The organism is Laedolimicola ammoniilytica (assembly GCF_025567165.1).
In the GTDB taxonomy this organism is placed as follows: Bacteria; Bacillota; Clostridia; order Lachnospirales; family Lachnospiraceae; genus Laedolimicola; species Laedolimicola ammoniilytica.
In genome coordinates this window covers 25,533-48,584 of sequence record NZ_JAOQKC010000012.1, presented here as the reverse complement: position 1 = coordinate 48,584, position 23,052 = coordinate 25,533, and the positions used below count along the sequence as shown (strand labels likewise).

The window sequence follows — 23,052 nt, the reverse complement described above, 5'->3', positions numbered from 1 at the left end:
TTTTGCAAAATATAAATTTTCTAATGATAAAAAGCATGAGATATATGAAAAACAATTTGCGCAGGTCTATCTCCCCCTATATTTGTTGACCAAACAATACTTGAAAGACACCGAGCTACCGGCTTATGACCTTTATATTCGAAAAGTTGATAAGCTTTTTTACCGGAATTACGTTTTTGTATTTCCCAAAACTTTAAAACTTTTCGCCAAATTTAAGTGTGAAGTTCAAACCGGACATATGAGCCCTTATCTCATATCATTATTTGAATATCAGGTATCCTCTGATTACAACAAATTGAAAGCACAATTAGGATATCCTACAGATTCCTTTTTCGACTTTTTCAAGCGTCTTAACACTTTGGACAAATGCATGTACATCGTTTTCTCAGTACTTTCTCTTTTTGCTCTTATCATGCTCGCACAGACATTTCTCACCTTTCTTGCCGGTGATATTTTTGAATTTATGCTATCCATATTAACCACCTGCACACTCCTTTTGATGCTTTATGGTATTTCCTACCTAATGTCTCATTAAATTTATTCGCTTATCATGGCAGCCCAAAATGCAACTAATGCTGCCATGATTTCTTTATTACATAAATTGACTAATATAAGTACAAGTCCAAAATACAGCATAAAGATTCTAATTTTTTTAATCGTCTATTTCACCTTCTGTTCTTTTGTATCTTTTAAAGTTACTCATCAGCAAAAAAAATTGCCATCGGATCTTCTATATGCAATTCTTTGATCATAATCTGAATCTCATCGCTACCAAACACACCTATTTTCATTTTCTCATAAAATGTTTTCGGTGTTATTCCTATCTTTGCAGCTACATCTGACTGTGAAAGTCCGTTCTTGACTATGATTCCTCTTAATTCATTTGTCTTAATCGTATTTACCACCTCTTTCATTTATGTAACTTTATAAGTTACTTTTATATTATCACATCTTTGTAACTTGTCAAGATATTTTTTCTTGCTTTTATAACATTTTTGTGCTATCGTTAAGTTACCACATCGAAGGAGTGTAAATAAATGACTGTAGGAGAACGAATTAGAGAGCTTCGCGAACGATTGGGAATCAATCAGGTTGACTTTGCAGATAAAATTGGTGTATCCAAGCAGACTCTATATAAGTATGAAAATAATTTAATAACAAATATTCCTTCCGATAAAATCGAAGCTGCTGCCAAACTTGGCAATATTTCCCCCTCATATCTGATGGGGTGGGAATCAACAAACGACATCAGATATAACGAGGACAAACTTAGCGGAAGGCTTTTGAAGTATTATAATTTACTTCATAAAGATGGGCAGGACAAGGTTCTCACATATACACAGAACCTTCTGAACCTCCAGAACGCGGAAGACGCCGCAGCTTCGGCTCCTATCTCCTTCCCCGGCGCTAGGTTTGAGGTGAATGCCGCCCATGAGGATCCCAATGCTTCCGATGATGACCGTAAGGCCGGAGATACTATTATGACTGACGATTCCGAATGGGAGTGATCATTTGACCTACGAAGAATTATTGCAAGAATCACTGGAACAAAATCTGATTGTAAAAGAAATGGATCTGCCCGGATACAAGGGACGTATCTATAAGAACCGCGTAGCTATCCGTAAGAATATGACCACCGCCGAGAAGTCTTGCGTCCTGGCCGAGGAACTTGGCCACCATCACACGACGGTCGGCAATATCCTGGACCAAACAGATGTCTCCAACTGCAAGCAGGAGCACCTGGCCCGCCTCTGGGCCTACAACAAGCAAATTGGTCTCTCCGGAATTATCCAGGGCTACCGTGCCCACTGCCGCAGCCGCTACGACCTGGCCGAATACCTGGAAGTATCAGAAGACTTCCTGCAGGAGGCTCTGGAGTACTACCGGGAAAAGTATGGGGTGTATACGGAGCTGGATGGGTATGTCATATACTTTGAGCCCTGTCTGATTGTGATGGAAGCTCTGCGATAAGGAAATTGATATGGATGAACGCATTGTACCTGTCGGAAGATTTTTACCGGAATTCAATTCCTATCTTCCGCACCAGATAGAACAGGAAATTATATACCGCTCTATCGGTCTTGAAAAACATATATTGAAACGTCACCCTGACTGTCTGCCGTATATTGAGTATATTCCGCAGATCCTATCCTCTCCGGATTATATCGGCGTGAATCCGAATGAAACCGCTGTGAGCTTTGAGCTTGTGAAGGTTCTGTCCGAAAATATTCAGATTGGTATTAAGCTGGATGTTACTGAAGATTATCTGTACGTGGCCACACTACACGCCATTACCACTTCTAAACTGCAGCACAGGGTCCAGAATGGACGTTTAAAAAAATTTGACAAATGAATTTGAATTTATTATACTAATGGTACATAAAATAACTATTAGTCAAATTGCAAAGGTCGGAAAGGCTCCCGACACACTCGCAAGAGTACCTGAGATGATGGATACGCCGCCCATCTTGTAGTTTGACGAACGTCAAGGGATGTAGCATTAGCTGCATCCCTTTTTGTTTACACAAAAAATTGCCCCTCGGTAAGAAAATAAATGACAGCTCTGTAACCATTCCCCCACAACCTTTCTACCTAAAGGGAGCTGGGTACGGATTGATTATAAAAACGCATTTTGAAAGGAGAAGTATTGAAATGGGATTATTTGGAAGTGAATCAAAAGACGAGAAATCTATGAAGAAGCAGGCGAAACTTGATCAGAAAAATATGGCACTGCTTCGTAAATTTGGACTGGAAGACCTCCAGGATCCATCAGACATCGAATCCGTCAAAAATATCGTGAACGAACTTGCTGGTACAGGTTTAATGGAAGTTGGCCTTGCCCTTGGCGGCGGTTCTGAACGCGACATTCAAAAGAATCAAATGTATTATCAGCGCGCAATGATTGAACAGAACTTTATAATAATTCGTCAGCTGGATCGCATTACGAAATTATTGGCCAGCAAATAGTGTTCTATTATGTCTTGGCAAAATGCCATTTCAAACGGTTGTAATATTTTTGAATTTATACAAAAGAAAAACCGGCCCGGTGTTGGCGCACCGGACCGGCCAGAATATCTCCAGAAGAAGATACCCCTAATCCAATCATATTGGATCTTCTTCCGAACAGCCTTGCAAGCGGAACTTATGTTCCGGTGGCTGTTATTTTTATACTCTTTTTTGCGAGGCGCCTCGCATACACTGTACAGGAGGATACCATATGTACCGAGAACTACCTACATTCTGTCCGGAAGAAATCCTTGTCTATCTGCGAAAATCCAGAGCCGACGATCCATCTCTGTCTGTCGATGAGGTTCTGGCCAGGCACGAAGAACTGCTGCGTGATTGGATTGAGCGGAATCTTGTCCATGCTATCCCGGAAGAAAATTATTTCCGGGAAGTCGTATCCGGAGAGAACATCAAGGACCGGCCGGAGTTCCAGCGCGTGCTCCGGAAGATCGAATCTCCTAAAATAGCTGCTATCCTGGTCGTGGAGGTGCAGCGTCTCTCCAGAGGCGACCTGGAAGACGCCGGTCGGCTCATCAAGCTCCTTCGCTATACTCACACCATGGTTATCACTCCCCAGAAGGTCTATGACCTGGAGGACGAGTACGACCGGGATCTGTTCGAACGCGAACTGAAGCGCGGCAATGATTACTTGGAATACACCAAGCGTATCTTGAACCGCGGACGTATCCTATCCGTCCAAAATGGTAACTACATCGGAAACACGCCTCCCTACGGCTTCGATAAATGTTGGAGCATAGACGGGAAAAAACGTGTCCCTACCTTGAAAGAAAATGAAAAAGCCGACATTGTGCGTACCATCTTTCGCATGGTGGATTCAGAAAACATGTCCCCTTATGCTGTTGCTAAATATCTGGACAGTATAGGAGAACCGGCGCCCAGCGGGAAGCACTGGACGTATAATAGCGTCCTGGGAATTCTGCGGAATCAGCATTATGACAAAAAGGTGATCTGGGGCCACCGCTCCACACAGCAGGTAGTCATAGACGGCCATATCCAATCCACCCGGCCCAGGCAGAAAGAATATCTGGTCGCAGAGGGACGGCAGCCGCGCGTGATCGACCACGAAGTATTTGAGCGGGTTCAGAAAGCCATCTCCGGTCAGCCACGCACAAGGCGGGATCTGAATCCTGTCAATCCTTTCGCCGGTATCGTATACTGTGCAAACTGCGGCCGGAGCCTGTCCTTCCGCTTCTATCGCCGTGCCGGACGCGGTGAAACCTGCCCGCCGCGGATGCTCTGCAGCGACCAGATCCACTGTAAAAGCAGCTCCTGCTACTTCTATGAATTCTCAGAGGCTGTCCAGAAGGTACTGCAGAAACATATCCACGACTTTTCCATCCAGCTGGATAACCTGCTGCAGGAGCCGGAATCTTATGCCCAGGACAATATCCGCCTGCTGGAAAATCGCTTGAATGAATTGAAGCAGAAAGAGCTGCGCCAATGGGAGAAGTACGCTGATGGGGAGATGCCGAAGGAGATCTTCGACCAGTTGAATGAACGAATTCAGAAAAATAAACAGGCGGCCCAGATTGCCCTGGACGCTGCCCGGGAAGCTGCCCCCGATACTGCAGATGAAATCCAGGACAAAATCACCCGTCTGTCGGACGCGCTGCGTGCGCTACAAGATGACACCATACCGGTTTCCCTAAAAAATCAATACCTGAAGGCTGTCATAGAACGCATTGATTACTCCCGCCCTGCTTCCATCCGCGCTCTCCAGGGAACCACCGACCGCAGGCACGGCGGCTGGTCTACGCCGCCATTTGAACTGCAGGTGCATATGCGGTTTTGATTTTTACCCTTTATGTATAACATCATGGTTTGTATGAGCTGGGGCACTTCGAAATGATCGCCACCATCGTCCACCAGTTGACCCGTAATATGACCATGGAGGAGCTGAAGGCCTCCGGCTTTGAGGACTACTATGTGGATCACACCCTGGCGCTCTGGCCTCAGGCGGCTTCGGGGACGCCCTTTACAGCAGCCATGTTCCAGTCGGTGGGGGATCCGATTACGGATTTAACCGAGGATATGGCAGCGGAGGAAAAGGCCCGCACCACCTACGACAACATCCTGCGGCTCTGCGTAGATTCCCCGGATGTCACCGATGCCATCCGGTTCCTCCGGGCCAGAGAGGTCGTACATTTCCAGCGTTTCGGAGAAGCTCTCCGAATCGTGCAGGATAAACTGAATTCCAAGAACTTCTATGCATTCAACCCGGCCTTTGATACCGGCACCACAGGCTGCGGATGCAATTCCTGAATTGATTAAACAAAAGCGCTGCGAAGGTTCTGCCCCGCAGCGCTTTTTGCCTCTATTCCTTTCCCACATACACAATTCCAAACGCGTTCGGCCCAATATGGGTTCCAATGGCCGCGCCCAGCTGCAGGCGTCCGGCGGTGGCGATGCCGTGCTTTTCCAGCTTTTCTTCGAACTGTTCGCAGTTCGCTGTGCCACTGGTGAAAATCGAATAGCTTGGAAATGCCTCGTCCACCGGATGCTCCTCCAGCCATTTCATCATAAAACTCATGGCCTTATTTTTCCCGATGGCTTTGCCGATGACTCCCACCCTGCCGTCCTCCGTCAGGGTAATCAGGGGCTTCAGCCGGGCCAGCTCGCCGATCATGGCCGCTGTCTTGCCGATTCGTCCACCCTTTTGCAGGAACTCCAGGGTGTCTACCATGGCAATGGCGTGTACTCTTGCTTTGAACGCATCCGTCCGCTCGGCCACTTCCGCAGCGCCCTTTCCTTCCTCGCTAAGTCCCTTCGCGTAATCCGCCAGGATCTGGATTACGCCTGTGGCCGTCAGGGAATCAATGAGATAAATCCCCTCATAATCCACCATTTGTTTTGCCAGCACCGCACTCTGGTATGTTCCACTTAAAGCCGAGGATAAAAGAATTGCCACGATCTCATCCCCATCCTGCTTTGCCTGCTCAAACAGCTCCAGAAAAGCCTGGGGCGACGGCTGAGAGGTCTGGGGAAATTCTCCACTGCCAGTCAGCAGCTCATAAAATTTATCCTTCGTCAGATCCACGCCGTCCGCGTATTCCTTTCCACCCAGGCTCACGCCAATGGGCACAAACAGATACCCTTTTTCCTCTGCCTCCTTCTTCGTCAGCTCCGAAGAAGAGTCTACCAATATCTTTATCATCCAATTACCTCGTCTGCCATATCTGCAATCAGGTCGAAGAGCTTCACGATTTTCTCTGAGCGCTCCCAGCCAATCCGGTTCATCAGCTCGTCCACAAAGTGCAAAATCCGCTCATGCTCCCGTTCATAGATTTCCGCCTGTTCCATCCGGAAGGTCACATAGATCTGCCGCTTATCCCGGTCTGAGCGGGTACGCGTAATCAGTTCCTTTTTCTCCAGGCTGTTCAGAATCCGGTTCATCTGGGATTTCAGAATCTTCGTCGCGCTGCACAGATCCGTAGCTGTCAGCTCCCGGGGCGCGTCGCTCTTCTGATTCCGATACAGAATTCCGCAGATCAGGAACTCATTGTAGGGCAGTCCGGACACCATCCGTTCATTGTTGATCGCCAGCGACAATTTCAGCCAGCCCTTTAAGACCTCTTCTCTGGTAGCTTCCATCTGAGGTTCCACCCTCCTGCATCGTATTTTGTTCACAAAATGAACAGTTCACATAGTAAACCATTCTTCTTTCAATGTCAAGGACATTTTTGTTTTCCGAGCCATTACTTCCAACTCCGTTTTCGGAACGTGCTGGAAAATTTTACCTATAAAACCTGTCACCGTCAGCCCCTTACGAATACTCTGTAACAGAAAAAGGACCGCGAACCAACCGTCCGCGATCCCTGCGCTTTTCATTTTTTATGCTATTTTGTGACAGTAAACTTATATCCGGTCTTCGTCCGGTATACCTCTCCCGCCTTTACGATGGGACTCTGAAAATTCTCATGATGGCAGGCGTCCGGGAAGTACTGGGACTCAAAACAGATGGCGCTGCGTCTTCCATAGGTACGTCCTTCCTTGCCGCCCTTCTCATTCTCCAGAAAGTTGGCAGAATAAAGCTGGATACCCGGCAGATCCGTGGAGACCTCCATGCAGATACCACTCTTCTGGGAAATGAGTTTTCCGCACAGTGCGTACTTTCCTTCGTTCTTCAGCACATAGTTGTGGTCGTAACCGCCGGCCTGCTTCAGAGGCTCGTAGTCCGCATCAATACGCTCGCCGATCATATGCTCCGTCCGGAAATCCATAGGGGTTCCCGTCACATCCCGAATCTCTCCGGTGGGAATCAGCCCTGCGTCGCCCGGTGTAAATGCGTCTGCGTCCAGCCACACCTTCTGCTCCAGCACCGAATCGGACTCCTGCCCGTCCAGATTGAAGTAAGAATGATTGGTAAGATTGAAGATGGTGTCCTGATCCGCTTTCCCCTGGTATGCGATCTGCAGCTCGCCGTCATCCGTCAGAGTGTAGGATACGGTGATATCCGCATTGCCCGGATATCCCTGATCACCGTCGGGACTGTGCAGAGAAAACTCTACCTTATTGTCATCAGCAACGATGCCTTTCCACATTCTGGTGAAATACATGTCCGGCCCGCTGTGCAGGTTGTTCTCGCCGTTATTTTTCGCCAGCGTGTAATCCTTCCCCGCAATGGTAATGACCGCGCCGCCGATTCGGTTGGCGTTCCGCCCTACGATGGCTCCGAAATCCGGCCCGTTGACCTCATAATCTTCTGCTTTTTCATAACCCCAGACCACATCCCGGAGCGCGCCGTCCTGATCCGGAACCCAGAGTTCCGCCAGTCCCGCGCCCAGATTCAGCACGACAGCCTTCATGCCTTTCCCATTTTCCAATATGTATTTCTTTACCTGCTGTCCGTCCTTTGTGGTCCCGAACGCTTCTACCCGAATACTCATGCTTTACCCCTTTTCACTTCTTAGTCTTTTTTTGCTCCCTTTAAATACAGGTACCAGTAGATGATGCCGATGGCCGCGCCGCCGATCAGGTTGCCCAGAGTCACCGGCAGCAGATTCTTCGCCAGTGCCGCTCCCAGGTTCACCGCCGCATTGCCTACGCCGTAGATGGAATTGCTGAAGATACCGACCATCAGATAGTACATGTTCGCGATACTATGCTCGAAACCGCCCAGCACGAAGATCATAATCGGGAAATAAAGTCCCGCCATCTTGCTGGTTACGGTCTTGCCCGCGAAGGACATCCAGACAGCCAGACATACCATCATATTGCAGACGATGCCACGGAATACCGCGTCTCCAAAGGTCAGCGCCACCTTGCCTGCCGCTACGGACATAATTACATCCAGAAGCCCCTTGTCCAGCAATGACGGGCTGTGTCCGAAAGCAACCAGAAACGCCAGAATGGTAGAACCGGCAAAGTTGCCCAGATACACGCAGACCCAGTTTTTCAGGACGCCGGAGAACTTCACTTCTCCCTCCAACAGTGGAATCACCAGAAGACAGTTTCCGGTAAAAAGCTCGCTTCCCGCAATCAGTACGAGCGCCAGTCCCGCCGGGAACATACAGGCTCCCACCAGCTTGCCCAGAGCCCCTCCGATGGTCGCTGTAGCCATCTCATAGGCAATCGATCCGATGCCGATGAAGATACCGGCCATGATGCCGAGGATAAATAGCTTCAATGGCGGAGTGTTCACCTTTCCTTTTCCGATTCCCACATAATTTTTCGCAATTTCCGCAGGTGTGTTCATGTAAAAGCCTCCTTTTCTATTTGTTAAAATAATAACATTCCTGCAAAAATATCACCATCATACACTTTGTATGAAAAGCTTTCTCCCAAAACCTTATTTCACATGCTCGTGCGTAAACAGATGATCCTGACAGTACTCATAATTACCGTTGCACTTGGAGCAATAACGGAATACCAGATCGTCCCCATCCTTCTCAGTCCGGCCACAAACCGCGCATTTATGAATACTGGCCCGCTTCTCACCCTGCTGCACGCTCCGGCTGTAGACCTTTCTCCGATGTATCTCCTTCGGCGAATAGCGCTTTACATTCCGCATACCGAAGAAGAAAATCAGGAAGTTGCCCAAGGACACCAGCGCCATCACCGCATAGGCCGGATGAGGCACAATGCCCGCCTGAATCAGCGTCAGAATCGTATTATAAGAGAGGTACGGCGCCGCGAATCCGGCCACAATCGTCACGCCAAAATAAATGGCATTGATAATACCCAGCCATTTCGCCTTAATCGGAATGATGAAGAACAGCAGGAACTGCATGTTCGGATAGGTGGCTGCGAAGGCGAAAAACAGCGAATAGTTCAGATAATAGGTGCCGAACATGGGGCCGATATTCGCGCCGAATACATAGCAGCTTAAGAAGGCCGCCACCACATGAAGCAGCATACCGGTCAACAGATATAGATTGAAACGGAAGGCTCCCCACTGCATCTCCAGCACTCTTCCGATGGAATAATACAGGTACATGCTGATCAGGAAGAAAAACAGTCCTGTGGAGGGCGGATAAATGATGAAGGTCACAATTCTCCAGATCTGACCGTGCAGAATAGCCGTCGGATCGAGAGACAGGTATCCGGTATAGAAATCGGGCGCCACCACATTGATCACATACCCCAGCGCGTACAGAATAATCACATAGTACATCAGGTTGTGAATCGCGTAACGGCCGAACTTTTTCTCCAGCTTGTCTATCCAGTTCATAAAAAATAAGTCATCCTTTCCTATAAAAAATGTCTGTGATACAAGATTTCCGGGCCGTGGAAAAGCATATTTCCACGAATCCCGGAAACATTTTCAGATAATTTTATTATAGGCGGGAAGCCCTGTTTTGTCAACAAAGGCCTGCTGGCAAACCATTTTTCAGCTTTTCTTCTATTCCGACGGTGGGAACACGCGGGGACGTCGGCGCAGCGGGATGCACACCTCGTCTCCCACCTGCAGGTTGTAGACATTGATATAGGGATTGGCGTAAAGAAGCGCCCACAGAGGCACCCGGTAACGGCGGCTTAAGGCATAGAGCGTATCCCCTTTTTCGACCGTATGCAGAAATCCCATGCATTTTTCCATAAAATCCGGTTCCTTTTCTTCCTATTTATATACATTTACTGTATGCAATCTGGAAAATCCTGTTACCTCTGCGCCTTTTTGTTAAACTTTCCATAAATTGTTTATATTTTTTTTATTTGATTTCAAAAATTTTGTGTCGTATAATGTACGTTAGTGTCAAAGAAACCTTTTGCTGTCATTTAGAAAAGGAGGGGGGCGGAGTATTTCGCCTGTATTTTTATGAATCATTTATCTAACTACACACTGGGAATCGATATCGGTTCCACGACTGTAAAAGTTGCAATATTAAACGAGAAGCATGAACTTCTCTTCTCTGATTATGAGCGTCATTTTGCCAATATTCAGGAAACTCTGGCTTCACTTCTTGAAAAAGCAGAGGGTCAGCTTGGCGATCTGACTGTCTATCCGGCCATCACCGGCTCCGGCGGACTGACCCTGGCGAACCATCTGGGCGTTCCTTTTGTGCAGGAAGTGGTGGCTGTAGCTACCGCCCTGGAGCAGACCGCGCCCCAGACTGACGTGGCGATAGAGCTTGGCGGTGAGGACGCGAAAATCATTTATTTTGAAGGCGGCAATGTGGAGCAGCGTATGAACGGCATCTGTGCCGGCGGTACCGGCTCTTTTATCGACCAGATGGCTTCCCTGCTTCAAACAGACGCCACCGGCCTCAATGAGTACGCAAAGAATTATCATTCCCTTTATACCATCGCGGCCCGCTGCGGCGTTTTTGCCAAGTCCGATATTCAGCCGCTGATCAACGACGGCGCTACCAAGGAAGACCTGGCTGCATCCATTTTCCAGGCAGTGGTCAATCAGACCATCAGCGGCCTGGCCTGTGGAAAACCCATCCGTGGGCACGTGGCGTTTCTGGGTGGTCCGCTTCATTTCCTGTCTGAACTAAAGGCTGCCTTTATCCGTACCCTGAACCTGGACGACGAGCACATCATCGCTCCGGAGAATTCACATCTGTTCGCTGCCATGGGATCCGCCTTAAGCTGCGATCAGAAGGTCTCTGCTTCCTTAGGTGAAATGAAGGAGCGCCTGAAGGCCCACATCCAACTGGATTTCGAGGTGGCCCGTATGGAGCCGCTCTTTGCCAATGAGCATGAGTACGCCAAGTTCCAGGAGCGCCACAGCCGCCATGAGGTCATGCGCGGCGATTTCCAAGCCTATGAGGGCAACTGCTTCCTCGGCATCGACGCCGGAAGCACCACCACCAAGGCTGCGCTGGTAGGCGAGGATGGAGCTCTGCTCTACTCCTTCTACAGCAGCAACAACGGCAACCCTCTGGCGACTACTATCCGCGCCATTAAGGACATCTACCGCTTTCTTCCGAAAAATGCGCGCATCGCCCGCTCCTGTTCCACCGGTTACGGCGAGGCCCTGATCAAGGCTGCCCTGATGCTGGACGAGGGCGAGGTGGAGACAGTTTCTCATTACTATGCAGCTGAATTCTTCGACCCGAAGGTAGACTGTATCCTGGACATCGGCGGTCAGGATATGAAATGCATCCGCATCAAGAATCACACCGTAGACAGCGTACAGCTGAATGAGGCATGTTCCTCCGGCTGCGGCTCCTTTATCGAGACTTTTGCCAAATCCCTGAACTACACCGTGGAGGATTTCGCAAAAGCGGCGCTTTTCGCCAAGCACCCCATTGACCTTGGAACCCGCTGTACGGTATTTATGAATTCCAAGGTAAAGCAGGCCCAGAAGGAGGGTGCGGAGGTATCTGATATCTCCGCAGGCCTGGCTTACTCTGTCATCAAGAACGCCCTTTTTAAGGTTATCAAAGTGTCCGACGCCTCTGCACTGGGTAAAAATATCGTGGTACAGGGCGGTACCTTCTACAATGACGCGGTCCTCCGAAGCTTTGAGAAGATCGCAGGCTGTGAGGCTGTCCGTCCCGACATTGCCGGTATCATGGGCGCCTTCGGAGCGGCTCTCATCGCAAGGGAGCGCTACGAGGACGGCATGGAGACCACCATGCTCTCCATCGACGAGATCAACAACCTGGAGTTCTCCACCTCCATGACCAAGTGCAACGGCTGTACAAATCACTGCCGTCTGACCATCAACAAATTCTCCGGCGGCCGCCGCTATATCTCCGGCAACCGCTGCGAGCGTGGTATCGGAAAAGAGAAGAATAAGGACAACATCCCGAACCTGTATGAATATAAGAATAAGCGTCTCTTTGATTATGAGCCGCTGTCCGAAGAGGCTGCAAAGCGCGGAACCGTGGGTATCCCCCGTGTGCTGAACTTCTATGAGAACTATCCCTTCTGGTTCACCTTCTTTACGGAGCTGGGCTACAGGGTAGTGCTCTCCCCTTCCTCCACACATAAGATTTATGAATTGGGTATCGAGTCCATCCCCAGCGAGTCCGAGTGCTACCCGGCCAAGCTGGCCCACGGTCATGTGACCTGGCTCATCCGTCAGGGTCTGAAGTTCATCTTCTACCCCTGCGTGCCCTACGAACGGACTGAGTTCCCGGACGCGGGCAACCACTACAACTGCCCCATTGTCACCTCCTACGCGGAGAATATCAAGAATAATGTGGACGAGCTGTCCGGCAGCGACATTGATTTCTTCAACCCGTTCCTTTCCTTTGAAAATGAGCAGATTCTGGAAAATGGACTGGTGACAGAATTTTCCAAGCACTGTGGTATCTCCGAAAACGAAATCCGCGAGGCCGCCAGGAAGGGCTGGGCTGAGATGGAGCGCACCCGTGAGGATATCATGCGCAAAGGCGAGGAGACCCTGGAATACATGCAGAAAACCGGCCGCCGCGGTATCGTGCTGGCTGGCCGTCCCTATCATGTGGATCCGGAGATCAACCACGGTATTCCGGAAATGATCAACTCCTATGGTCTGGCGGTGCTGACTGAAGATTCCATCAGCCACCTGCACCCGGTGGAACGCCCCCTGTTCGTCATGGATCAGTGGATGTACCATTCCCGGATGTACGCAGCTGCCAGCTTCGTAAAGACCCGGAACGATTTGGATCTGATTCAGCTGAATTCCTTCGGCTGCGGTCTGGACGCCGTCACCACCGACGAGGTCAGCGACATTCTGACCAATTCCGGCAAGATCTACACCTGCCTGAAGATCGACGAGGTCAATAACCTGGGCGCTGCCCGCATCCGTATCCGTTCCCTCATCGCCGCCATCCGCGTGCGCGAAAATAAGGGCGAATGCCGGAGCGTGGTTTCCTCTGCTTACGACCGTGTAGTTTTCACAGAGGAAATGCGGAAAGAATACACCATCCTGTGTCCCCAGATGTCTCCGATTCATTTCGACGTCATCGAGCCTGCCTTCCGGGCTTCCGGCTACAAGCTGGATGTGCTGCCGGATTCCGACCGAGCCGCCATCGACATGGGTCTGAAATACGTCAATAATGACGCCTGCTATCCCTCCCTGGTGGTGGTAGGACAGATTATGACTGCCGTACTTTCCGGCAAATACGACACCGACAAGCTGGCCGTCATCATCTCCCAGACCGGCGGCGGCTGCCGTGCCACCAACTACATCTCCTTTATCCGACGGGCTCTGGCCAAGGCCGGACAGGAACAGATTCCGGTGGTATCTCTGAACCTTAGCAATCTGGAGAGCAACCCCGGCTTTAAGATTACGCCGGGTCTGGCTGTGAAGGGACTCTACGGACTGGTCTTCGGCGATATCTTCATGCGGGTTCTGTATCGGATGCGTCCTTACGAGAAGGAAGCGGGAAGCGCAGACCGTCTCCATGCGAAATGGCTGAAGATCTGTCAGGACTTCGTCTCCCAGAAGCACGTAAGCCACAAGCGCTTCGTCCAGATCTGCCGCGGCATTATCAAGGATTTTGACCGCCTGCCCATCCATGAGGATATGAAAAAGCCCCGGGTCGGCGTGGTCGGTGAGATTCTGGTCAAGTTCTCTCCGTCTGCCAACAACCATCTGGTGGAACTTCTGGAGCAGGAGGGCGCAGAGGCCGTAGTTCCGGATCTGATGGATTTCCTGCTGTACTGCTTCAAGAACAGCGAGTTCAAGGCCGATCACCTGGGCAAGAAGCGCTCCAGCGCACGCATCGCCCGGGTCGGTATCCAGGCCATGGAATGGCTCCGGAAGCCCGCTGCCAAGGCCTTTAAGGAGAGCGTACACTTCCATGCGCCCGGCAACATTGATAAGATGGCCGACATGGCCTCCGATATCGTATCCGTGGGCAATCAGACTGGCGAGGGCTGGTTCCTGACCGCGGAAATGCTGGAGTTGATTCATGAGGACGTACCAAACATCGTCTGCACCCAGCCCTTCGGTTGTCTGCCCAACCATGTGGTCGGCAAGGGCGTTATCAAAGAGCTGCGCCGCCGCTACCCCACCTCCAATGTGGTAGCCATCGACTACGATCCCGGCGCAAGTGAAGTAAACCAGCTGAACCGACTGAAGCTGATGCTGTCTACGGCGAATAAGCATCTGAAGGCAGAGCAGAAATAAACCCTTTCAAACACAAAACACCCGCAGGAAGCTGTGTTATTCACAGATTTCCTGCGGGTGTTTTCTTTTACTCTAGCGGAGAATCCTGCCTCGCAGGATTCTTTCTTATGTAATAGGAAATTCCGATAGAATTCCCTATTACATAAAAGCAAGCAGAGCTTGCAAAGATGCGCACTCGGCGCAGTGGTAGATGGTTGCTGAAGCAACCGCGCCTCGGCGCGAGAATGTGCCAATGGCACATTCTTTTTCATCATGATTCTTCGCCGGTTCTGCTAAGCAGCAGCAGACACAGCGGCACAAAGATCACACTGTCAAAATGGAAGAACCGATAGGTCGGACCACACAGCAGCAACATCGTACCATAGCTATAGGCCAGAATCGGCAGAGTCAGCGTCATGGCTTTCCAGCCTTTTCCCTTTCGCGCAAAGACAAACAGGGTACAGAAAATCAGTACCAGCAGATGGATTCCATTGTAGGAAAACAGGTAATCCAGCGGACTGTCCATCATCCAGTTGTCAAAATCATTGAGCGCGGTCCGCAACTCCGCACGGTCCTCCACATAGGCAAAGCCCCAGTCATTTTCCCGAATCTGGTACTCCAGATCCGTATGCCATTCCTTGCTGCCTCGCACATCCCAGACCATCCGGGTCAGCTCGTAGACGGCCTGTAATGACAGGCCCGGCGCATTCTTCACGGTCTCCAATGTGAACTTCGCAAATTCCAGCGGCGGTGTCTGCTTGACCACCGTATTGGAATTGGTCAGAAACTTGAAGGAATTATAATTGCCATATTCATAAGTCTTCCAGCGCCGATCCGGGCCGATTTCCGCCAGGAAATCCGCAGCCTCCGTACTCAGGCTCTCCGGCGCGAACTCGTGAATATTGCAGAGAATCGTCATGGGAAGTCCCACGCTTTCCACATAGGTCTGATCCGGCCGGCTGGCGTCCACCAGATCATAGACCGGATGCTCAATAACCCACATACCCGCCAGCATAATCACCAGGGAAATTAGGCATTCCTTCCGAATTTCTTTGAAAAACAGCACAGCCAGAATCAGAAATGGAATCGTATACAGAATTCCGTTGTGCCGCACCATGGAAATGGAAATCAGTACCAGGATAAACACGGCCAGATTTTTCTTTTTTTTCAACCAGTTTCCATTGGTTTTCCAGATATTGATCAGGTATACGACAAACAGCACCATAAAGACCGTCAACGCGCTGTCCTTCCACATGAACAACAGAATCCGGTGGGTCTGCGGGTTGGCAGCCAGGAAAAACTCCGTCAAAACCAGTCCCCATACCGGGAAACGCCATTTGGCCAGCGTATACATCAGATAGCCGCAGGCCAGGCTGTACAGCAATAGCTGCATGAAAACCGCAAAACCATAATGATTTACAATCTTCGAAAAGAACGCGATAATCAGTGTATGGAATACCGGATGCCAGGTATCATACTGATGATTTTGGATCTGCCACCACTGGTCCAGATTGTCCCAGTCAAAAGATCCCGGGAAATAAACGTAATAGTACACCATCAGCACCAGAAATACAATACCGGCTCCCAATGCGAACCAGAACAGCCGATACTTCTTCTCTTTTCCCGGATCCGCCAGGCTCTTCCGCTCCCGCAGCTCCAGTCCGGCACTTTTGTATACACACCATTTCAATCCCAGATATACCGGCACTGCTGCCACCAGCGCCGCCAGAATCTTCACTTTCCAGTATTTCGTATCCATCGGAACCGTCGCCATCATCTGTGGCAGCAGCCATAAAAGAAATACCAGATAGCAGGTTACCACTGCGGTCAGAAGTTCCAGCATCACCCGCGCGCCTTTTTTCTGCCCCTTATACCATGCATTTGCTTTTTTTATCTCATTACACATTTTCAATCTGCCAATCTATCGGCTCCAGGCCGTTTTTTACTAAAAATTCATTTGTCTGACTGAAGGGGCGGCTTCCGAAGAATCCTCTGTACGCAGACAGCGGACTCGGATGGGGCGCCTTCAGAATCAGATGCTTCGGGTTGTTCAGCATCTGGGCTTTCTTCTGGGCCGGACTGCCCCAGAGAATAAAGACGATGGGACGATCCTGCTCATTTAAGATGCGGATGGCCGCGTCGGTGAACTGCTCCCAGCCCATCCCCCGGTGGGAATTGGCCTGGTGCGCCCGGACGGTCAGCACTGTGTTCAGCATCAGCACGCCCTGCTTCGCCCATTTGGTCAGGTAGCCGTTATTGGGAATGTAGCAACCCAGATCATCGTGCAGCTCCTGATAGATATTCACCAGCGACGGCGGAATATCCACATCTGGCTTCACGGAGAAGCACAGACCATGAGCCTGGCCGTCATTATGGTAGGGATCCTGGCCCAGGATCACCACCTTCACCTCATGGAGCGGCGTCAGGTGAAAGGCATTGAAGATATCGTCCGCAGGCGGAAAAATCTGCCGGGTCGCATACTCATTTTTCACGAACTGAAAAAGCTCCGCATAATAGGGCTTGGCAAACTCCGGTTTCAGCGGAGCCAGCCAGTCATTTTGAATCATTGACATACTCTTTTGTCTCCTGTAAAAATCTGTATATTAGTTCTTGGCGCCCTTATTTCCTATAACCGTACAGATACGCCGCGTTCCCGCAGATATCCCTTCAGGTTGCTGATCTCCAGCTCCTTATAATGGAACAGAGATGCCGCCAGCACAGCATCCGCCTTGCCTTCGGTCAGAGCATCGTAGAAATGCTCCTTCGTTCCCGCGCCACCGGAGGCGATGACCGGAATGGACACATTTTCCGCGATGGTACGGGTCAGTTCCAAATCGTAGCCGTTCTTGGTTCCATCACAGTCCATGCTAGTCAGCAGGATCTCGCCAGCTCCCAGCTTATCGGCCTTCATGGCCCATTCCACCGCGTCGATGCCCATATCCACACGGCCGCCGTTTTTATAGATATTCCAGCCGCCATCAGGCCGCCGCTTGGCGTCGATGGCTACTACTACGCACTGGCTGCCGAACTTGTCCGCCGCTTCGCTGATGAGCTCCGGCCGCATAATGGCTGCGCTGTTCACAGATATTTTGTCCGCGCCTTCCCGGAGCAGCGCCCTGAAATCATCCACGGTACGGATACCGCCGCCCACAGTAAAGGGAATAAAGACCTTTTCGGCCACCCGGCGTACCATATCCACCACCGTATTTCTTGCGTCAGAGGAGGCTGTGATATCCAGGAACACCAGCTCGTCCGCCCCGGCCGCGTCATAGGCCGCCGCGATCTCCACCGGATCGCCCGCGTCCCGTAAGTTCACAAAATTCACGCCCTTCACCACGCGGCCCGCGTGTACGTCCAGGCAGGGAATGATTCGTTTGGTAAACATGTCTAACCCTCCAGCTTCGCGAAATTTTCCAGTATCTTCAGGCCCACCCGGCTGCTCTTCTCCGGATGGAACTGGCAGGCAAACACATTGCCCTGCTCTACGGAGGCGTCTATCGTCACGCCGTACTCGGTGGTCGCCTTCACGATCTCAGGATCCTCCGCCTTCAGATAGTAGGAATGGACGAAGTACACATAAGGCTCCTCCGGCAAATTCCGGAACAATCGGCCGCCATTCTGCAAATGCAGAGAATTCCAACCGATATGGGGTACCTTCAGCTCCTCTCCATCGGGAATCCGCACAATCTCGCCTTTCAGGATTCCAAGTCCCTCCACACCCGGCGCTTCATCACTTCGCTCAAATAAAAGCTGCAGACCCAGACAGATGCCAAGGAAGGGCTTTCCCATCTCTGCCAGCTCGTGAATCACCGGAACCAGTCCATAGCTTTTCAGCTTTTCCATGGCGTCCCCGAAATTGCCTACGCCCGGAAGAATTACTTTATCGGCTGCCAGAAGTTTTTCCCTGTCACGGGTTACCAGCACGTCTTCGCCCAGGGCCAGCAATGCTTTTTCCACGCTCTTTAAGTTACCCGCGTCGTAGTCTATTATCGCTATCATTGATTGTCATCTCCTATCGTTGCCGCTGTTACTCTAATTAAATTCTTGGCTATTACACAAAGCGCCTCGAATGTGTACCGTTAAATAATATCACACTTGAGACGCCTTGTCGACTTCTATATCTGTTCGACCTTATCAATAAATTTTTCAAAAGGCTGCCGTTTAATCCGAATACTCCTGCCAATCATCAAATGATATCTACAATCATAATCCTCTCTCAGCATTCCCTAATTTAATAATTGTCATTTTCACTAAATTCAGTACAAAGAACCGGCGGCTCTATTCCAGCCCTTTTATAGGCCTCCTCTAAAATTGTGGATGCAGAACGAACCCCTACTCCAAAACGATCACACCCTGCATCAACCATTTCAATCAGAACATCCAGGGAACGAACACCGCCAGCAGCCTTAATTTTGGCGCTGTTTCCAATAACAGAACGAATCAATTTCACTGTTTCAACCGTTGTAGGTTTCGGTCCCCAACCTGTACCTGTCTTGATATAGGTTGCTCCTGCCTTAACTCCAATTTCACTTGCTCTTTTAATCTCATCATCCGTTAAATAGCAGATTTCCAAAATTGTTTTTACCGGATAACCATTAGCAGCATCCACAACGGCTTTGATATCATCTTCCACCATCTGATACAATCCTGATTTGAGTGCACTTACATTAATTACCATATCAATTTCTTCGCACCCCAGTGAAATTAATTCCTTTGCCGTTGCTGTTTTTACAAATGTAGTCTCTGCTCCACCAGGAAATCCTACCACGCCCGTTGTAACAATATCCGGATAATCCTTTAGCTGATCAACCGTATATTTAGTAAAACACGGCATTGGGCTTGCACAAATACAGTGATATTTTTTTACAATATCTAACATCTGTTTTACTTCCGTAAAAGTGACATCTGTTCTTACTGTACTAACATCCATAATGCGTCCAATTTCCTGCAGATTAATCGATTCCTTCATTATGTATTTCCCCCTTTATTGATTGTCTATTTCAACAAATTCATCTCCTAATTGTGCCAACATATCAGCTACCTTAAGAAATTTTTTCTGTATTTTTTTATATTTTTCAGTATTTTCTTTATCCGGAAGCGTTAATTTTTCAAGTTTATGAAGATGTGGTATTAAATGATAATCCTGCCATAAGCCAATACTGCGCATGGCAATCGCTGCTGCACCCAAAGAAGCCGCATCCTGATCAACATTGGTTTTTCTAATTTTCATATTAAATACATCTGCAAAAATAGAAAGCCACAGATCACTCTTACTGCCTCCGCCACAAATGAGAATTTCATCACTGATTTCTGTCTGCTGGGATAAAAGGTCAACCGAATACTTCAAATTCAGCGCCACGCCTTCCATAACAGCGCGAATCAAATCCTTCTGCTTTACACCAAGTGTCAAGCCTATAAATCCTCCTTTTATGTTAACACTTCGATCCTGTGTAGTTCCTCCTGCAAGGCTTGGATTAAATATTACTCCATTTGCTCCTACCGGGGACATTGCTGCCTGAGCATTTAGCCATTCATAATCCCTGGTATTGCCATCTGAAATAACATCCTTAATCCACCGATACGAACTTCCACCTGCGAAAATAGAATATGCCGATGTATACATATCCTTTTCAATATGTGCAAAAACATACGGCTTTGTTTTAAAATCTAAAACCGGCTTTCTGGAATTAACAGGCACCCAGCTTGATGAACCCAAAGAAAGATAAATTTTCTTTTCTTCTGCTCCCACTGCACCTAATGCCATACACCCATTATCCACACCGCCACAGGCGACCGCTGTACCACTTTTAAGCCCAATAAACTTAGCAGCTTCATCCGTGATATAGCCAACTATGCTATGTGACTCAACTATTTGCGGGAAAAGATCTTCCTTCAAATTTGCAACTCTGAGAAAATCCTTACGATACATCTGTTTTCTTAAATCGTACACACCGCTTCCGGAAGCATAAGAATAATCTGTACAAAGATTACCTGTCAGCAAAAGATTTATATAATCTTTAGAGCCTGCCACCTTGCATGTTTTGTCATAGATTTCCCGTTTATGCTTTTTTAACCACATAAGCTTAAATACAGGATAACATTCCGGCGGAAAGCCATTTCCGGTAGTCATATACCATTCTTCATAAGGTATACTTTTGAAAAACTCCTGTGTTTCATCTACTGCTCTTCCATCCGACCAAATCGGAACATGCATTTCCAGGGGGCTGTTATTCGTGTCTAATGGAATTGACACAAGACTATGACCGGATAAAGCAACTGCCCGAACTTCATCTGCAGAGGTACTGCTATCTGCCAAAAGTTTTCTGGTACTGGTTGCTACGCCGTTCCACCAATCTTCAATGTTCTGTTCGTGTAAGCGGCCGACATAATTTGTACTATACTCAACAAATGACTTAGCCAAAGTCTCCATTTTTTCATTGTATAGCGACGCTTTAACCCCACCTGTTCCTAAATCATAGGCTATTACTTTCAATTTTTTATCCTCCTACCTTTCAGAAATCGTAACGGGCAATAAACTCATCCTGCACATCCTTAGGTAAATCCACAAAATGTGCACTTACTCCCCACATACGGATAATCAGATCTTTATATTCCTCCGGATGAATCTGTGCATCTTTTAATTTATCAATATCAACCACATTCGGTTGATGCTGAATTCCTCCCAGCTTATAATATGCACGCAACATCATCATAAATTTCTCCGCCCCGTCTTATGATCCGCATACCCCGGAATCAATATATCCTGACACAAACTTTATTTTCGCGATAGGTAATTATCTTTATGCATACTTTACCATAATATCTCTGCTACGTCAATATGTTTTAGATATATATCCCATACTTTTCTGCTATATTAGATATTTTTTAGTTACTTTATATGGTTTCTGTAAAAAAATATATATGATCTTGCGTTAAACATTGTAACCTTTACATTTATATGATATATTATATATAAACCAGAATTTTATTTACTCAAAAAGGAGTCTGTTATGCAAAAAACATCACTTTATCAATCAGTCTATACCGACTTGAAAAGTAATATTTTAAACAAAACATATCCAATTGGTACTTTAATTCCCACTGAGTCAGAACTTGAAGATATCTATTCTGTGAGTCGCACCACTATCCGAAAAGCCATCTCACTTTTAGTAAACGAAGGCTTACTATCAGTCAAACAGGGATACGGCACTGTTGTTCAGGATTTCAGCACCACTCAGCATCTGAACAAGATTACATCAATTTCAGAAACCTTAAAGCAAAACGGTCACATCGTTACCACAAAAAATTACCATATAGAACAAATATCCGCCCCTGATACCGTACGTGCTGTATTATGCCTGTCTCAAGATGAACAAGTATATAAAATTGACCGCATAATCTGTTCTGACGACATACCCACAGCCTATATAACCAATTACCTGGTAGCTGCTTTCCTGCCTGGTTTCAGCGAGTCCTCAGAGATCTTCTCCGGACTGTATCACTTCCTTGAATCCAAGTTCAATATTGTGTTGACTACTGCAGAGGAAACATTATATGCCAAAAAGGCCTCTTTTACCGAATCGCTAATATTAAATATTCCGTCCGATTCCCCTTTGCTTTGCAGCGAGCGAATTTCCTATATTAATGACACACCGTTCGAATATACAATTTCACGGTTCGTATCAGATAAATATAAATATCACATATTTTTGCAAGGCCGTTGATTTACACAAAAAGGGCATAGAAATATGTATTGTCTTTTTATATCTATGCCCTTTCTCCTTTTGACTTTCAATGTAATATGCTTTTTACTTCTGTGTAAACGGAATAACTGCAACCAGAACCAACGGCTCATTTCCTACATTTTTGATAGCATGCTTCTCACCGTCATAGGCACATGCCGAATCACCAGGATTTAATATATAGCGATTTCCTTCATTATCTTCATATTCACCTGTCCCAGATTCCATTTATAAAAACACCTGATATGCACGGAAATGTATATATTACCAGTTCTGAATGTTCTCTTTCAAAAGCGGAAGCTGATAGTCAGAAGAATAAATATATTCCTGAAAATACGTTTGTTGTTGCTTGCATTGGTGCAAATGCTGGTGAAGTGGCATTAACATCATATATTGCACAAACCAATCAACAAATAAATGCGGTAATTTCAAAATATCCATGTTTCCTGTATTTTTCGATAAAAGCTCATACCGCAGAATTAAGAACATTAGGCGAGGGAAGCTCAACAATGATAAACATTAACAAGACCTCTTTTGAAAAATATGAGCTTCCAACACCTTCAGACAATACATTGCAACAACTTGAGCATAAGTTGAGTATAGTATTTTCAACAATACTTCATAATTTGCAGGAAATTGATAGGCTTAATGAAACAAAGGACTTGCTGGTAACCCAATTAAGCCACTAAAACTCAATATATCTGCTCGGTACAAGAGTAAATCCATAAAGAGTATTTCATCTTCTCGATTACGATAGCGTTTTAGCTTTCCATTCTGTTCCACAACACGAGCCTT

General features: G+C 47.9%; 22 protein-coding genes and 2 pseudogenes. 9 read left to right on the top strand and 15 right to left on the bottom strand.

The window, feature by feature from the left end; translation table 11 throughout:
• Window positions 1–695: 695 nt before the first annotated feature.
• Complete coding sequence (locus OCV63_RS10065) at window positions 696–914, bottom strand: DNA-binding transcriptional response regulator (RefSeq protein WP_158363696.1); 219 nt, start codon at window positions 912–914, stop codon at window positions 696–698.
• Window positions 915–1,037: 123 nt separating this feature from the next.
• On the opposite strand from OCV63_RS10065, the gene OCV63_RS10060 reads away from it, so the two are divergent.
• The 6 genes and pseudogenes from OCV63_RS10060 to OCV63_RS10035 form a co-directional block, all read left to right on the top strand.
• The gene (locus OCV63_RS10060; protein ID WP_158363695.1) at window positions 1,038–1,508 is read left to right on the top strand and encodes a helix-turn-helix domain-containing protein; all 471 of its coding nucleotides are present in this window, start codon (window positions 1,038–1,040) and stop codon (window positions 1,506–1,508) included.
• Window positions 1,509–1,512: 4 nt separating this feature from the next.
• Entirely contained in the window at window positions 1,513–1,971 is a 459-nt protein-coding gene (locus OCV63_RS10055; protein WP_158363694.1) for an ImmA/IrrE family metallo-endopeptidase, read from the top strand.
• Between the two features lie 10 nt (window positions 1,972–1,981).
• Window positions 1,982–2,353 carry a PBECR3 domain-containing polyvalent protein gene (locus tag OCV63_RS10050; protein WP_158363693.1) on the top strand — a complete coding sequence of 124 codons (372 nt, stop codon included), beginning with the start codon at window positions 1,982–1,984 and terminating at the stop codon, window positions 2,351–2,353.
• A 299-nt stretch (window positions 2,354–2,652) separates the two neighbouring features.
• On the top strand, window positions 2,653–2,967 hold the full coding sequence (locus tag OCV63_RS10045; RefSeq protein ID WP_158363692.1) for a hypothetical protein: 315 nt from the start codon (window positions 2,653–2,655) through the stop codon (window positions 2,965–2,967).
• 250 nt (window positions 2,968–3,217) lie between these two features.
• Complete coding sequence (locus OCV63_RS10040) at window positions 3,218–4,819, top strand: recombinase family protein (protein ID WP_158363691.1); 1,602 nt, start codon at window positions 3,218–3,220, stop codon at window positions 4,817–4,819.
• 26 nt (window positions 4,820–4,845) lie between these two features.
• Window positions 4,846–5,289 (top strand): annotated as a pseudogene (locus OCV63_RS10035) (manganese catalase family protein); the annotation flags it as partial.
• Between the two features lie 52 nt (window positions 5,290–5,341).
• On the opposite strand, the gene OCV63_RS10030 reads toward OCV63_RS10035, so the two are convergent.
• From OCV63_RS10030 to OCV63_RS10005, 6 genes are all read right to left on the bottom strand, one after another.
• The gene (locus OCV63_RS10030) at window positions 5,342–6,181 is read right to left on the bottom strand and encodes a DegV family protein (protein ID WP_158363689.1); all 840 of its coding nucleotides are present in this window, start codon (window positions 6,179–6,181) and stop codon (window positions 5,342–5,344) included.
• Window positions 6,178–6,618 (bottom strand): MarR family transcriptional regulator, encoded by a 441-nt coding sequence (locus OCV63_RS10025; protein WP_158363688.1) that lies wholly within the window; start codon window positions 6,616–6,618, stop codon window positions 6,178–6,180. Before OCV63_RS10025 ends, OCV63_RS10030 begins: the two co-directional genes overlap by 4 nt.
• A gap of 245 nt (window positions 6,619–6,863) precedes the next feature.
• A complete protein-coding gene (locus OCV63_RS10020; RefSeq protein ID WP_158363687.1) occupies window positions 6,864–7,913 on the bottom strand; it encodes an aldose epimerase family protein in 1,050 nt (349 codons plus the stop codon).
• Window positions 7,914–7,933: 20 nt separating this feature from the next.
• A complete protein-coding gene (locus OCV63_RS10015; protein WP_158363686.1) occupies window positions 7,934–8,722 on the bottom strand; it encodes a formate/nitrite transporter family protein in 789 nt (262 codons plus the stop codon).
• Window positions 8,723–8,815: 93 nt separating this feature from the next.
• Window positions 8,816–9,697 (bottom strand): rhomboid family intramembrane serine protease, encoded by an 882-nt coding sequence (locus OCV63_RS10010; RefSeq protein ID WP_158363685.1) that lies wholly within the window; start codon window positions 9,695–9,697, stop codon window positions 8,816–8,818.
• A 171-nt stretch (window positions 9,698–9,868) separates the two neighbouring features.
• On the bottom strand, window positions 9,869–10,063 hold the full coding sequence (locus OCV63_RS10005) for a LysM peptidoglycan-binding domain-containing protein (protein ID WP_158363684.1): 195 nt from the start codon (window positions 10,061–10,063) through the stop codon (window positions 9,869–9,871).
• Window positions 10,064–10,282: 219 nt separating this feature from the next.
• Between OCV63_RS10005 and OCV63_RS10000 the strand changes: the two genes are divergently transcribed.
• Window positions 10,283–14,536 (top strand): 2-hydroxyacyl-CoA dehydratase, encoded by a 4,254-nt coding sequence (locus tag OCV63_RS10000; protein WP_158363683.1) that lies wholly within the window; start codon window positions 10,283–10,285, stop codon window positions 14,534–14,536.
• A 250-nt stretch (window positions 14,537–14,786) separates the two neighbouring features.
• Here OCV63_RS10000 and OCV63_RS09995 read toward each other — a convergent pair whose 3' ends face one another.
• The 7 genes and pseudogenes from OCV63_RS09995 to OCV63_RS09965 all read right to left on the bottom strand — a co-directional run.
• Window positions 14,787–16,421 (bottom strand): hypothetical protein, encoded by a 1,635-nt coding sequence (locus OCV63_RS09995; RefSeq protein WP_158363681.1) that lies wholly within the window; start codon window positions 16,419–16,421, stop codon window positions 14,787–14,789.
• Window positions 16,414–17,088 carry a uracil-DNA glycosylase gene (locus OCV63_RS09990; RefSeq protein WP_158363680.1) on the bottom strand — a complete coding sequence of 225 codons (675 nt, stop codon included), beginning with the start codon at window positions 17,086–17,088 and terminating at the stop codon, window positions 16,414–16,416. Before OCV63_RS09990 ends, OCV63_RS09995 begins: the two co-directional genes overlap by 8 nt.
• Window positions 17,089–17,141: 53 nt before the next feature.
• Window positions 17,142–17,900, bottom strand: coding sequence for an imidazole glycerol phosphate synthase subunit HisF (gene hisF / locus OCV63_RS09985; protein ID WP_158363679.1), 759 nt, complete (start codon window positions 17,898–17,900; stop codon window positions 17,142–17,144).
• A gap of 2 nt (window positions 17,901–17,902) precedes the next feature.
• Window positions 17,903–18,514: an imidazole glycerol phosphate synthase subunit HisH gene (hisH, locus tag OCV63_RS09980; protein ID WP_158363678.1), complete on the bottom strand. Its 612-nt coding sequence runs from the start codon at window positions 18,512–18,514 to the stop codon at window positions 17,903–17,905.
• 232 nt (window positions 18,515–18,746) lie between these two features.
• Window positions 18,747–19,484: a deoxyribose-phosphate aldolase gene (deoC, locus tag OCV63_RS09975; protein WP_158363677.1), complete on the bottom strand. Its 738-nt coding sequence runs from the start codon at window positions 19,482–19,484 to the stop codon at window positions 18,747–18,749.
• Between the two features lie 15 nt (window positions 19,485–19,499).
• Window positions 19,500–21,008, bottom strand: coding sequence for a xylulokinase (locus OCV63_RS09970; protein WP_158363676.1), 1,509 nt, complete (start codon window positions 21,006–21,008; stop codon window positions 19,500–19,502).
• A gap of 19 nt (window positions 21,009–21,027) precedes the next feature.
• Window positions 21,028–21,231 (bottom strand): annotated as a pseudogene (locus OCV63_RS09965) (glycine radical domain-containing protein); the annotation flags it as partial.
• 294 nt (window positions 21,232–21,525) lie between these two features.
• Here OCV63_RS09965 and OCV63_RS09955 point away from each other — a divergent pair.
• Window positions 21,526–22,239, top strand: coding sequence for a GntR family transcriptional regulator (locus OCV63_RS09955; protein WP_158363674.1), 714 nt, complete (start codon window positions 21,526–21,528; stop codon window positions 22,237–22,239).
• 84 nt (window positions 22,240–22,323) lie between these two features.
• On the opposite strand, the gene OCV63_RS09950 is transcribed toward OCV63_RS09955, so the two are convergent.
• A complete protein-coding gene (locus OCV63_RS09950) occupies window positions 22,324–22,485 on the bottom strand; it encodes a cupin domain-containing protein (protein ID WP_158363673.1) in 162 nt (53 codons plus the stop codon).
• Window positions 22,486–22,502: 17 nt separating this feature from the next.
• On the opposite strand from OCV63_RS09950, the gene OCV63_RS09945 reads away from it, so the two are divergent.
• Window positions 22,503–22,946, top strand: coding sequence for a restriction endonuclease subunit S (locus OCV63_RS09945; protein ID WP_262670781.1), 444 nt, complete (start codon window positions 22,503–22,505; stop codon window positions 22,944–22,946).
• The last annotated feature ends 106 nt before the right edge of the window (window positions 22,947–23,052 follow it).